The sequence below is a fragment of the Sediminibacillus sp. JSM 1682029 genome, from assembly GCF_041366435.1.
GTDB classification, from domain to species: domain Bacteria; phylum Bacillota; class Bacilli; order Bacillales; family Amphibacillaceae; genus Sediminibacillus; species Sediminibacillus terrae.
This window is the reverse complement of record NZ_JBEWYY010000011.1, coordinates 19161-32181: the sequence shown is the minus strand read 5'-3', so window position 1 is coordinate 32181 and position 13021 is coordinate 19161. Positions and strand designations below refer to the sequence as shown.

11 protein-coding genes are annotated in these 13021 nt (G+C 33.8%); 3 read left to right on the top strand and 8 right to left on the bottom strand.

Annotation, left to right across the window (positions count from 1 at the left end; all coding sequences use genetic code 11):
* Nucleotides 1-9 precede the first annotated feature (9 nt).
* Complete coding sequence (locus ABVF09_RS16285) at nt 10-1323, bottom strand: restriction endonuclease subunit S (RefSeq protein ID WP_371069650.1); 1314 nt, start codon at nt 1321-1323, stop codon at nt 10-12.
* The gene (locus ABVF09_RS16280) at nt 1324-3333 is read right to left on the bottom strand and encodes a type I restriction-modification system subunit M (RefSeq protein ID WP_371069649.1); all 2010 of its coding nucleotides are present in this window, start codon (nt 3331-3333) and stop codon (nt 1324-1326) included.
* 377 nt (nt 3334-3710) lie between these two features.
* On the opposite strand from ABVF09_RS16280, the gene ABVF09_RS16275 reads away from it, so the two are divergent.
* Entirely contained in the window at nt 3711-4112 is a 402-nt protein-coding gene (locus tag ABVF09_RS16275; protein ID WP_371069648.1) for a hypothetical protein, read from the top strand.
* Between the two features lie 1106 nt (nt 4113-5218).
* On the opposite strand, the gene ABVF09_RS16270 is transcribed toward ABVF09_RS16275, so the two are convergent.
* Nucleotides 5219-5500 carry a helix-turn-helix domain-containing protein gene (locus tag ABVF09_RS16270; RefSeq protein ID WP_371069647.1) on the bottom strand — a complete coding sequence of 94 codons (282 nt, stop codon included), beginning with the start codon at nt 5498-5500 and terminating at the stop codon, nt 5219-5221.
* Between the two features lie 920 nt (nt 5501-6420).
* Here ABVF09_RS16270 and ABVF09_RS16265 point away from each other — a divergent pair.
* The gene (locus ABVF09_RS16265) at nt 6421-7047 is read left to right on the top strand and encodes a hypothetical protein (RefSeq protein WP_371069646.1); all 627 of its coding nucleotides are present in this window, start codon (nt 6421-6423) and stop codon (nt 7045-7047) included.
* Between the two features lie 1526 nt (nt 7048-8573).
* Here ABVF09_RS16265 and ABVF09_RS16260 read toward each other — a convergent pair.
* Nucleotides 8574-8984 carry a hypothetical protein gene (locus tag ABVF09_RS16260; RefSeq protein WP_371069645.1) on the bottom strand — a complete coding sequence of 137 codons (411 nt, stop codon included), beginning with the start codon at nt 8982-8984 and terminating at the stop codon, nt 8574-8576.
* Nucleotides 8985-9795: 811 nt separating this feature from the next.
* Between ABVF09_RS16260 and ABVF09_RS16255 the strand changes: the two genes are divergently transcribed.
* Complete coding sequence (locus ABVF09_RS16255; protein WP_371069644.1) at nt 9796-9963, top strand: hypothetical protein; 168 nt, start codon at nt 9796-9798, stop codon at nt 9961-9963.
* Nucleotides 9964-10045: 82 nt separating this feature from the next.
* On the opposite strand, the gene ABVF09_RS16250 is transcribed toward ABVF09_RS16255, so the two are convergent.
* The 4 genes from ABVF09_RS16250 to ABVF09_RS16235 form a co-directional block, all read right to left on the bottom strand.
* Nucleotides 10046-10273, bottom strand: a complete 228-nt coding sequence (locus ABVF09_RS16250) for a hypothetical protein (protein WP_371069643.1) — start codon at nt 10271-10273, stop codon at nt 10046-10048.
* 351 nt (nt 10274-10624) lie between these two features.
* The gene (locus ABVF09_RS16245) at nt 10625-10891 is read right to left on the bottom strand and encodes a hypothetical protein (RefSeq protein WP_371069642.1); all 267 of its coding nucleotides are present in this window, start codon (nt 10889-10891) and stop codon (nt 10625-10627) included.
* Between the two features lie 124 nt (nt 10892-11015).
* Entirely contained in the window at nt 11016-11993 is a 978-nt protein-coding gene (locus ABVF09_RS16240; RefSeq protein ID WP_371069641.1) for a DNA/RNA non-specific endonuclease, read from the bottom strand.
* Between the two features lie 241 nt (nt 11994-12234).
* On the bottom strand, nt 12235-12750 hold the full coding sequence (locus ABVF09_RS16235) for an alpha/beta hydrolase (RefSeq protein WP_371069640.1): 516 nt from the start codon (nt 12748-12750) through the stop codon (nt 12235-12237).
* Between the last annotated feature and the right edge of the window lie 271 nt (nt 12751-13021).

The window sequence follows — 13021 nt, the reverse complement described above, 5'->3', positions numbered from 1 at the left end:
TCCAAATTTTTAAATATAATCTCTAACATCAATCTTTCCTGTAACTGCTTCATAGATGAGAGATTGACGATATTCTTTTAGTTTTTCAATTTGTTTCTTAATAGCAACAACTACATTATCAATGTGATCAAATTGTTGTTCCAATTTTTCAACTATATCACGTTGTTCATTCATAGGTGGTAGTAAGCACTCTAATAAACCAATTTCACTTGCAGTAATTGCAGGATAACTAACTCCTGTAGACCTACGAACTATTTCATCTATGAAGTATGTAGACCTCATTAGATAGGAAAGATACTTCGGATGAATAGATTTTCGTATAGGTCTGAGTACAGCAAAACCTGTGGAACAGACTAAATTACTTTTTGGGCTTTCAATCCATGTAATTGCCCTTAGGTAGGTCCTAACTGTTGATACAATTGTGTCACCGTCCCTCACAACTCTTCTAGCCCTGCTTGGTGCATTTTTGAATAAGTAAGTTTCAATATTATCAATCCCACCTAGTGAATTAACACTAGCTATATCAATATAATTTAATTCCAAATCTGGATTAGTTTTCTCTGACAAGACTTCCACATTTATTTCTGATTGATACTTGATCCTACTAATATCCCAATGCTCAGGTATCTCCCCAATCCAATCCACACCAGAATCCTTCATTTTCACATCAGGATTTATTCCTTTTGTCACCGCTTCGGTAATGATGGCTTGACGCTTTTCCTCAAGTAATTCGATAAGTTTTTCTTTATCTTCCAATAAAGTGTTAATCTCTAAAATATTTTTATTCAAATACGAGACTATAATTCTTTGTTCCTCTATTGGTGGCACAATTGATAAAAAGCCTCTAATAAATTGGTTATTTATAATTGGCAACGTAGTATAATTGGCAATTTCCATAATAGTTTCCCTATTAATTAAAAGCCAATAATAGTAATATTCTTCATCAATTAAGTTATTCGTTTCAATACCTGTTATCTGCTGATTAAATGTAGCTCTCTCCCTCAAGATTGCTACCTTTCCTAAAGTTGCACCTATTCCTACTAACAGTACTGTGCCTTTAGAATGTAATCTAACTTCATTGTTCCTTAAAGCTAATTCACTTACTGTTCTTGAAGATTTGACCAATTCTTTTTGGTCTCTAAAATCACCTGGTGTAAACCAACTAATATTTCCATCAAAGTATTCACTTTTATTAGTAGATGGTGTTGAACCTGTTTGAATTTTCTTTATTAAATACTTTGATTTGGTTACCTCCCAATGACTTGGGATCTTTACAATCCAAGGTATTTCACTATTCTTATAATCGGGGTACTGTTTTATCATCTATCCCATCACCTTCTTCAACTTCTCCAAAATACTCTCTTCCAACTCTTTTATCTCTTCTTTTATCTCTTCTGAACTTCTCAATTCCGTGTATTCATAAAAGTGACGTGTAAACGGAATTTCATAACCTACTTTTGTCTTTGATTCATCAATCCAAGCATCTGAAACATGTGGTTTTACTTCTCTTTCAAAACAATCATGAATAGATTCTTTCAATGGCACGATCTCTGTATCACGTAAATCCGCATCCGATTCAGGGTTTCCTTTACTATCTACACAAATATCAGCTGTCTCATCTTTCTCTGATAATGCAGCTAGAATAGCTTTAAATAAAGGAGCACCAACTTTTATATCGTTTTCTTTAAACTTCTTCTTCAGCTTCTTCGTGAACTCTCCTCTATTTTTATATGTCTCTTCCGATTTCATGGCTAGTAAAGCATCCACTATGGCTCTTTGCTGTTGTTTACCTAACTCTATAGCCTCTAAACCAGCCTCACCTTTTTTCTTAGACTTTGCTAAGTTTGCAAAAGCAGTCTGATTATTTAATTCTTCTACTCTTTCTTCGTTAATCTTGAAGTTTAATCGCAACGATCTTTCTACTGTAATCTTTTGATAACCAAAGTCTTTATTATCAAAAATCTTTACCTGTTTACCTTCTTTAAAATCTCCATACAATCTAATTATTTCAGCAATGTGCTCCTCCGATAGTTCCTTTCGTTTGCTACCTAAACTCTTTCTCATCTTTTGATAGAACTCTACGGCATTTACAAGTTGAATTTTCCCTTTACGAAATGGACTCTTGTTATTAGTTAGTATCCATACATAAGTTGAAATCCCAGTATTGTAGAAAAGGTCCGTTGGCATAGCAACAATTCCTTCAACCAGATCGTTCTCGATTAAATATCTACGTATTTCAGACTCTCCACTTCCCGCATCACCAGTAAATAAAGGAGACCCATTCATGATAATGGCAAGACGGGATCCCTTTGGATTATCTTCTGTTACGGGTTTCATTTTGGATACAAGATGTTGTAGGAAAAGGAGTTGTCCATCACTAATACGTGGTAATCCTGCTCCAAACCTTCCGTTAAAACCTTTTTCCTCATATTCAGCTTTTACAGCTTTTTCTGCAGGCTTCCATTCCACTCCATAAGGAGGGTTAGTTATTAAGTAGTCAAAGGTCATTTCAGGGAAAGCATCATTTGATAAAGTATTCCCAAACCGAATATTCTTGGCTTCCTCACCCTTTATCAAAACATCAGCCTTACTAATCGCATATGATTCCTCGTTGAATTCTTGAGCAAAGAATTCTAACTCTGCTGTTGGGTTTAATTCCTTTAAATATTCTTGAGCAACTGAGCCCATACCACCTGTACCTGCACATGAATCGTATAACGTCTGCGTAATCCCTTGCTTCGTCAAGATATCTTCATCATCTAAGAATAATAGATTTACCATCAGACGAACGACCTCACGAGGAGTGTAGTGATCACCAGCCTCTGCATGCTCACTGAAACGACGAATTAACTCTTCAAATATGTATCCCATTTCCACATTTGATACAACACTGGCATGTAAGTCTATCTCACTAAACCGTTTCACAACAAGATATAGCAAATCGTTACGCTCCATCTTATCTATCTGCTTATCAAAATCGAAATACTCGATGATGTCTCTTGCTGTCTTAGAAAACCCATTTATATAATCCCGCAAGTTATCAGCTATGTTATCTGCATCACTTAGCAATTTAGAGAAGTCATATTTACTTACATTACTAAATCTTTGTTTTGCCACTCTTTTAAGTATTTCATCTCTTGACTCTTCTGGGATATCCTTAAATTGCTCATACTGATTTAGTACCTCTTCTTTTGTGCTATCCAACACGCTGTCAAAACGTCTTAATACAGCCATCGGTAAAACTACTTTACCGTAGTCTTCAGGCTTATACGGGCCTCTAAGCAGCTCTGCAATTGACCAAATAAAAGAAACTTTTTCTTGAAAATTTATCATTTATATACTCCCCTGTATGAAATCTATTGTTTACTACTTTTATACTATCAAATTACTGTATTAATTATAAGATATAATCTAATGGATAGGGTTCTAGGATGATCCTTAACCGAAGACTGGTACCCTTACTAATCCCTGTAGAAATGTTCTATATCAAGGAGGTTTATGTTTAAAGACTAATAGCTGTTTTTTTATATACATGTATAGGGTTATGATTCGGTCATCCTGACTTGCTGTATCTTGAAACGAGCCTTTTCTTCGTTAATTCCTTACTATTTGTAGATAAATATCTATTTTAAATTGTCATAGCAGGGATAATAGGGCATTATATAAGTAGGTAAAATAGACCTAAAATAATATGGTAGAGGTGTAGCCTATTGATTGCTGAACAAGAAGTTAAACTAATGAAAGCAGCTTACGGAATATTATATGAAGTGGAAAATTGCTTGCGAACATATATCAAGAATAATATGGAAGATTGCTACGGCATCCATTGGTTCCATTATGCTCCACGCATTGTTTTAAAACGCCCGCCATCAAAGTCATTTGAAGATCTCCTATTTAGCGACTACGAAACATACTTTCGAAATTATCCCAAAGCCTTTAGAAACTTACCATCAAAATTTTACACTCAGCTCCGTCAGCTTTATCCATTGAGAAACAAAATTTCCCATCATCATCTATTAACTCTATCCGAATTTGAATTGCTTGAAAGAAACTCTATATTTTTGATTAACTTTATGGAGAATAACAATAATAAGTCATTGATTACTTCTTAATGTATCCTAATATGTAAAAAGCCAGGGGCAGAAACAAGAAAATGAGTGTGTCATTTTTTGCACTTTATAATATAGGCTATAAATAAGGGGGCTTATATTGTGCCGTGATATTTAGTGTATCTAATCTCCCCTCTACAACTGTTTCAGTACATGGAGAGTGTTTTACGTTATTGGTGACAAACCTAACCCTTATTTATATTACTTGTATAGGGTTATGATTCGGTCATCCTGATTTTAAGTCCTAAATAAAGACCACCCCGTTGTATCCAATACAGGGGTGATCTATTTTGCGATAATTTAGTGAAATCAACTCCTCGGTCGTTATGTCACATTTTTTTCATGATTTTATTAATCCTGCTCTGCTTATTCAATTTACTTATTCTCCATTTTAAGTTTTCTATCCTTATATATTTAATAGAAACTACGCTAGGAACCTCATCATATTTTTTAAGATTAAACTCTTGTTTTTGCTTCTAAGTCTGCAGCCCAACATAATTTTCTGTATTTCATGGTAGATATTCTTTTCTCGACCAGTTTCAGCGAACTTCCATCCCACAGACCAGACACCTTCTAAATCTTATATTCATCTGTACTTATAATTGGTGCCTCATCTTGTCTAGGATTGTTTTCGTATGTCACTTTCATTTTCTACTATTATGTCAGTCCACGTTTCCCTTATATAAATAATACCAATACAAGGAGAAGTGCATTTATTGGATAATCTAACAGCTTCTTTATATATATACTTGTATAGGGTTATGATTCGGTCATCCTGATTTGTGAAACTCAAATTTTTACTATTTATAGTTTAAACGAGTATAAAAGATAAAATAACAGGGGCAATCCAGCCTCCTAAGAATGCAGTACGCTATTCGATATTTTTGTTTTGACTCATGGCAAAACTGGGACAACCCTTCCAACTACACCTTGCAACTTTTCATGAAATTTGGATTGATCTTTCACTATAACTGCGTTTTCTCGTTAAGCTCGTTTTTTGCTTTGACTTATGGAAATACCTATAATATCAATTTGCTACAATAAAAAAAGTTACTGATGTGGACGGAATATCATATCCATCCTCATCTGTAACAATAATTGTCATTATTTTATTTCTTTTCTAAAACCTTCTTTGATATTACCCATTCTAAGTATCCATATATGTCTTCCGTTGACCAACACATACCTTTAGTTAAGAACACGACTCTTGTATCCATATCAGGATTTCTTTTATCGTTCTCAATTCTCCAGCAATATGATGAGCTATACCCAACAATTTCTGACCAATCCAATAATGATAAATTATTTTTCAATCTGAAATCTCTTACTAATCCACCAAAATCATTTACTGCCCTTTCAATTTTATCTACGTTACGTTCCTTTTCACCCATTCTAATTCTCCTCCTAAATAGTAGATTGAATCAGTCAATACCTGTTTTGTGGTTCTATTTATAATAGATAAATAGAAGAGTTTAATAACTGGTGTTGAGAAGTTAGGATCGATATATATGGATATTAGAAATTGCGTTGCCTTCTGTGCTTTCCTTACTAATCTAAATATTTAGTACTAAAAATTTGGTACAAAAAGTATATAAAGTATATTCATGCCAAAACCAGGATTCACATTGACACTAGGCAAAACGAGGAAATATCTATCGTTATTAACTGCAGTAATTTCAAAACTTCGGATTGGTCTGTCGTTGTAAACTGCAACTTTCTCGTAAACTTTATTCTTTGTTTTGACCAAAGGCAAAACATTGTTTAAATAAATATTCATTAAACCAAACTTATAAAATACAAAAATAAACAATAGTAAATTGTTGCCTTATTAATTCAGTAGAAACGTTTTTCTTCAAGGAGATTTCTATAAGTATTTGATATATCTTGTATAGGGTTATGATTCGGTCATCCTGTCTTAATCTAGTAGTATTCCTATAGAAGAAATTAATAAAGTATCCTTTCTCGATGTTCCTTATTTTTGATTATAGTTTTCAAATATTGTTCAGCCTCTTCTTTAGCACACACCCAGCATTTTACTTTCTATTAGAATTGTAATGTCAACACTCTTATTGATGACTAACAATCTTTATAGCAATACAGTATCATTAAAAGAGCATAGGAATTTTTTAACTCCCTGTGACTTAGACTCACACTGCCGATGGATTAAAGAAGTGAAAAACCAGACAATGAATTGTTGTTGAACCTAATAAGACCCAAATTAATCTACCTACATAAGTAAACGACGAATAAAACACTCTTAAACTTATCTACTTCTGACAAGAAATTTATTACAGTCTCTATGGAGGTTACTATGACTAGCTACACCGTTCCAACACACAGGGATATCACCTTTAACGAGTATAAGGGTATATTTGAGAAGTACAAAAATAATAACGATATTCGTGAAATAACTTTTCAAAACGAATTAGTTAAGCCCTTCATGAGGGGTGTACGAAATGACCTTGATGTTGAAAGTTGTGACACAAAGCTACGTACCGAGAAACATGACTACCTACAATACTGTGGTACATACTTAGATAGAAACGGAATAGAAAAGGCATCTACACCCGACTTGGTAATAACTAAAAAGTGGAATTGGCTTAACAGGGAATACAGTCTTGACTATCGGGCAGTTGTAGAGGTTAAGTCACCCTTCGCAAAAAAGGATATTATGTATAACAAGAACTACAAAGATTATGGTGAGCATCTGAGTATAGAGATGAAACGTCACTTATCTGCTCAGATAAATAGTAAAGTAATCCTAACAGACTCTTTAAAGTGGGAGTTTTATGAAAGAGGTAGGAACGATAATAGCTTAGAACCTGTTGAAACTATTAGTTTAATCAGTCTACTACCTAGAAGAGGTCACTGGAAGTGGGATAGTGTTGACTCGTTCAATAGTCTCAAATACTACTTAAAGGATTTTCTTGGTAGTTAAGTGTCACAAGAACTCGTCTAACAAAAAACATTTAGAACACACCTTGATATGTTTTTTAAGCATATTAAGGGGCATTTATTCGTCCTTTTGCGTTTGGGTTGGCAACAAAACCAAGTATCTGATAATAGACAAAGAATAATCACTTCAGGTAGCGAAATTCAAAATTAAGGAGGAAAAAGAAATGCCTATTGGAGAAATCTTGAAAAGAAACCTAACTAAAAACGCTAAAATATTCCAAGCCCTAAATCAGCAAAATGTTAAAATCTGGAAAGTTTCCAATTGAACAAGAGAGAAAAGGAATATCAAGAAGATCAAGTAATATTAGAGCGATTAACAAGAAAGGATTAACACCTTTTCATATTGATACACTCCCGGCTAGGACCCTTTAATCGTTATAACTTATCATAGACTTTGGATTATCCTCCGTTATAAACTGCACTTTTCTCCTATTTAATAATCCCACGTTTTGACTAATGGCAAAACTGGGGCAATTCCATCGTTATAAACTGCAACTTTTCGTAAACTTTGGATTGATTCTCCGTTATAAACTTTATTTCTCTCATTATTTCAGCTATTTGTTTTGACTAAAGACAAAAATAAACAACAGAAAATTGGCACCTCTCCATATCCTATAGAGATGTTTATTGTCCTGGGAAATTCGTTAATAGATCAATTGCTTAATTGTGATACATCCTTTGTATAGGGTTATGATTCGGTCATCCTGATTTGTTAAATTCAAATCGTACTATTAACAGCCTGGACGAGTTTCGAGTTGAAAATATTATAATTCCTAATGATAGCCTCCAAAGAATTCATACAAGAACTTTTGTGTTTTGACTAATGGCAAAACTGGTGACAACCCTTCCGCTACATCTTGCAGTTTTTCATTAAACTTTGGATTGATTCACCGTTAAAAATTGCAACTTTTTTGACAGGAGTCAATAAAATTATCATCGTGGATTATCTATAAAATATTGCCGAAAGTCAAAACGGTGACCATTTTCTCCGTTATAAACTGCAACTTTTTCGTAAACTTTGGATTAGTCCATCGTTATAAACTGCAACTTTTCGTAAACTTTGGAATGATCCTCCACTATAAACTGCAACTTTTTGTCAGAAGTCAATAAAATTATCATTAATTCTTGGTTTGTCTGTAAAATATATGCCGAAAGTCAAAACGGTGGCCATTTTGTCCGTTATAAACTGCAACTTTGGATTGCCTTTATGTTATAAACCGCAACTTCGGTCGGGGTTTTCAATTGTAACTTTGACTCAATAAGCTACCCAAGGCCACTTTTTGTTATAGAATATTTGAAATCTTTCATAGCAGCATGCTATATTAGAAATAAGAAAACCCCGTGCTGCTAACACGGAGTAATCATATGTAGCTTGCTCGAAGTGAGAAGCTATTCAATTAAATAATTAAAAGAGAAATCACCCTTCAGCTTTTGGACGAGCGTTTCGGGGTGGTTTTTTTCTTTTATTTTTTTACTTTCTTTCTTTCTTAATCACCCCCTATATCACTCTTACTCCCTATCTCCCCTACATTTTCTAATTAATTTGAATAATCCAAACGGACCATACTCCATCCGGTTTAACTCCCTTACAATTCTTTCATTTTTCTTCCGAAGTTCCCTTGAATGATTACTTTCCATAATTTTTGGTAGCGTTACATTCGCCCTTTTATATTTAGGCTTCGGTCTTTCATTCATTAGATTGCTATAGTTATTGCGTTTAGTACTCTTAATAGAACAAAACCACTTCTCTCCCGCCTTTTTCGCCACATCAGGAGAGTGCTTATTAAATTGTAAATTCATACTGGAATGAATTTGTTGGACTTGATCTAAGGAATAACCGACCTGCTTACAAGCCAAGAGCAAAAACCCTAATGCTTGCTCTTCATCCATCCTTCTTTTAGTGAGTTCTTGGTCTGTCATATCGCATCACCTTCCTTTTATCTTTTACATAGTAATTTTCAAATCTATAAGTATTGTCTTAACTAAGTCCTCATTCTTCCTTTATCACAGAATAGGTTTTCTATTGTAATCCATCGTATCGTACAGGTAAAGAACGGGTGCCCTTCAAATTCCTTCTGTTATATTTTAAATTACAAGGAAATGCTTTTTACTACGATTACAATTAGCTTATCTACTTTAATAAATGTATAGGGTTATGATTCGGTCATCCTGTTTTTCATTACTCTTTGTCAACTTCTCAACTTGTTATAACTAGATTGATTACTAAGCACCGGTTAGTACATCAAAAATAGAATTAATTCCTTTTTATAATCTATTATAATATATAGATGCTCTTCACCCCCTTCTATCAGTTATATTCCCCACCTTCAATAGCTGTATTTAGAGTCTAAATCTTGGATGGTTTCACTTTTCATGCTAGTCATTGCTTAAATAAATACCACTCCCAGACTATTTTTAAAGGAACACTCAACACTTTTACAACTTTCTAAATGTGTTGATACCCTATAAGCTAGATCCCTACTAAATCACGGTTTTTTGATGAAAAAGTATCAACACCCATACTTGAAAATAGCTATTTAGTTTTAAAGAAGTGTTGACCACTAATATTAGAATACTCATGAAATGTACATTCTTCACTTTTACACACCCTCAAAAGGTTATATATTAGGATTATAGGATAAATAATCATACTATTCTTATGTAGTTAGGTTGAACACTACATGAATTCGTATAATAATGTTCTGAGTTACACAATCAAGGAGGATGTAGAATGACTATCGGACAAGAATTGAAAAGAAACCTATGCAAAAGTTATAGTAACAGTAAAGAGTTACATCAAAAATTCTTAATGAATTTAGAGAGTTATCAACAAAATGATAAGGAAAAAGAGTATCAGCAGTTACAAGCAAGTTTTGACAAGTTGTTGAAACGTCCATAACATCCTCATACTTATTATTGTGAAGCTAATCAGTTTAAATTAAAGTAAAAGGTCAAAGATCCAGACAGGCAAAATAGGCAGTTCAATCATTTTCCTCTTCGGAAAAGGGAATGATTTCCCCATTAGGGTATTCTTTTACCCACTGTCCATTCTTAATATAAACTTCGTATCTTCCTTTCGCCCTAGCTTGGGCTCTGGCCATCTCACCTGTAAGTTTTATCCACTTATCTAAATGAGCGTATTTTCGACCCGGGTTATTTACTTTTTCTGTTTTAAACGGTTTTTGAGAATCCTTATTATTATCTGTCACACCGTATATCCTCCTCTTTGTTTTAATGCTATAGAATAACCTCAGACACTGACTGATATCACTCTGTAAAGTTCACTTAGTTAAATCTTCTTCCAACGTATATATTCATTCCTAATGGTGTCTTACATTCACTATTGACTATATTTAATGGAACAATAAGAAACTCGTACCCATTAATGGATACGAGTTCTAAAAAATCTATTCTGCTCTTTGACTGAAAGCTATTTTTATCCATTAATACCACCCTTACTTGCCCATTTTATATGACGTCTTGATTATGTATTAATCAAGGTGTCTACGGATCAATACATGCAGTTTTGATAGCATGAAAATAATATTAAGGTCAACTATCTATAAAGACCTAAGTTCTCCAGGGAATCTCGCTCTAACAATCACATCTTCAGCAGTCCTATAAGAAAATATCATTTCGCCATTTGTCCCTTCCCAAATGTCATCGACTAGAATTGCATATTCATTAACATCCTTTATAATAATCACTTGACCCTTTTCTAATTCTTTATCTGTTTCAATTATTATACCGTTTGACCAATCCAATCGATAACGATAAACATTTTCAAAGTCAGCAAATGTCTTATGTAGTCCATGGTAGAGCAACAAAGAAATCACCCCTAGAAAGTCAAAATAACGTATTGCAGCGTTATTTAGGGAAAGTGTATCTTCATTTCATTATCTCGAATTATAGCCTTTTACACCTTTATCGTATTTCCAAAGTTCTAGGAGACTACTCACCTACCATACCGTCTCCATCACGATCATCCATATATTGGTATAGCCAATGATCACTCGTTATTGGCATACTGAAGCCTGCTGCTTTTGCTTCTGCAATTGTCACTTGTCCATTACCGTTTGAATCAACACTAGAAAGGTCACTTTTAGTTGTGGAAGAACTTGCTGATCCCGACTCCGAGTCATTCTTTCCGGTTAGTCCAAGTGATTCATTTACTTCATCAGGGTTCACATTATCAAACGAATCCTTAATGACATTGCCGTTTATTGTATAGGTATACTGATAACTGGAAGGAATTTGTGTTTCCTTATCCGGATAGGTGATAATGGCTTCAAAATTAGTAGCTCCACCTGCGTCACGGATACTTTTTTCCATATATGCTTGATCACCGTGTCGGTTAAGCGTGCTATCTTGTGGAGTAATATTATAAGCATTCGAGACTCCTCCCATAGAATCAGCAATGATATGTCCTTCATCTAAAACATCACTCTCGACACCAGGAACTTTTGCCTCATCTGAGTAGTATCTGCCAGAGGATAATACAGGTTCGCTACTGTCATCTTGTATAATAATCTCGTCAGCAATGACACGTACCAGTTGCCCGTATTCATTCGTAAATGCCCAATATTCACGTTCTCCATAACCAATGTCAACAAAGACGTTAGATTCACGATTTCCAGACAAGTCACCGCCATCAACTTCGAAAAGTTCGTATCCCGGGAACTGGTCATCATTTGATTCAGTTGGTGTTTCCTCTACTTCTGGTTCATCAACTGTGGTAGCAGCTTTTTCACTTGTTGGCTCATCTTCAGAAGTAACAGCCTCTTCTACATCATTTTTGTCTGTTTCCACTTTAGTCGTTTCTTGTGGTTCCGGATCTACATCAGTTTTGGATTCGTCTTGTACGTCAGTACAACCAAACATAAAAATGACCGTTAATAATAAGATTAGATAATTCATTTTTGTTTTCATTTTAATACCTCCTATACTCCTATAATAGTTTCATATTGTTGTCTTGATTTTTCAGACATTTTTTATAGCTTATTATATTAACGCACCCCGTTTGTTGAACATCAACTAACCACTATGTTATAAATTCCTTTAAATTTGTTATTATGTCATTTAATGCAGAAATTGATTGTGTAGTATTAAATTGTTCAATATCTAACGAATGGTTCGCATTAGTAACTTCTTTTACATTAAAGTTATTTTTTTAAGCAATCTTGTTTATCTTTTCTGGAATGTAGTGATGGTCTTCCTTGCCAATAATCAGAAGTGTTCTATTCTTACTATCCAATAACCTCTTATAATATAAATCATGTTGTAATAATGGAGTAAGAATAATCATTTTTGAATTCGAGTATATACTGTCTTTTGCAAACTTAGAAATAATCGGAATGGTTCCAAGCGACTTCCCTAAGAAGATTGTTTCTTTATATTCCCAATTCTCAATCACTTCCGTAACCACTGAATTTACATCCTCTAAAATCAAATTTGCCAAGTCCTCTTTCGGCAGATTTTGTTCACTTTGTTTGTATGAATAATGGATATGGACAACATCAAAATTGTTTCCAAGCATCACCATAGTTGAATAATAAAATAATGGTTTATCGTATGTGTAACCTGCTCCTGAAAACATAAAGCAAATAACCTGTGAGTTATTTTGTATATGAGTGTACTGAATTTGTTTATTATTCTTTGTTAATATCGTCTTTATTTCTACTTTCATCGACTATCCACCAAACTCCACTATACATTTTTAATACTACTTTTTTAAGGTTAGGTAAACTTTTTTGTCGAACTAATACTGCCCTTTAGTTTAAGTGTACTTTTTCACAAAAACTGCACTCTCTTCTACCTATTTTAATATATTTATCCAATTAAGAAGATGTAATTACAATACTTAATCTCATTAGCCCCATTTCTTTTTTCTCTTTACCGGTGCCTTGTAAAATCCTTTTGCCCTTGGAATTGTTTTAGTCATGGATTTTTTCTTTATT

Bases quoted from the DNA above. Each gene is read 5' to 3' on its own strand.
- ABVF09_RS16260 (WP_371069645.1), bottom strand. From the start codon at position 8,984: ATGACAGACCAAGAACTCACTAAAAGAAGGATGGATGAAGAGCAAGCA.
- ABVF09_RS16285 (WP_371069650.1), bottom strand. From the start codon at position 1,323: ATGATAAAACAGTACCCCGATTATAAGAATAGTGAAATACCTTGGATT.
- ABVF09_RS16255 (WP_371069644.1), top strand. From the start codon at position 9,796: ATGACTATCGGACAAGAATTGAAAAGAAACCTATGCAAAAGTTATAGT.
- ABVF09_RS16240 (WP_371069641.1), bottom strand. From the start codon at position 11,993: ATGAAAACAAAAATGAATTATCTAATCTTATTATTAACGGTCATTTTT.
- ABVF09_RS16280 (WP_371069649.1), bottom strand. From the start codon at position 3,333: ATGATAAATTTTCAAGAAAAAGTTTCTTTTATTTGGTCAATTGCAGAG.
- ABVF09_RS16235 (WP_371069640.1), bottom strand. From the start codon at position 12,750: ATGAAAGTAGAAATAAAGACGATATTAACAAAGAATAATAAACAAATT.
- ABVF09_RS16265 (WP_371069646.1), top strand. From the start codon at position 6,421: ATGACTAGCTACACCGTTCCAACACACAGGGATATCACCTTTAACGAG.
- ABVF09_RS16270 (WP_371069647.1), bottom strand. From the start codon at position 5,500: ATGGGTGAAAAGGAACGTAACGTAGATAAAATTGAAAGGGCAGTAAAT.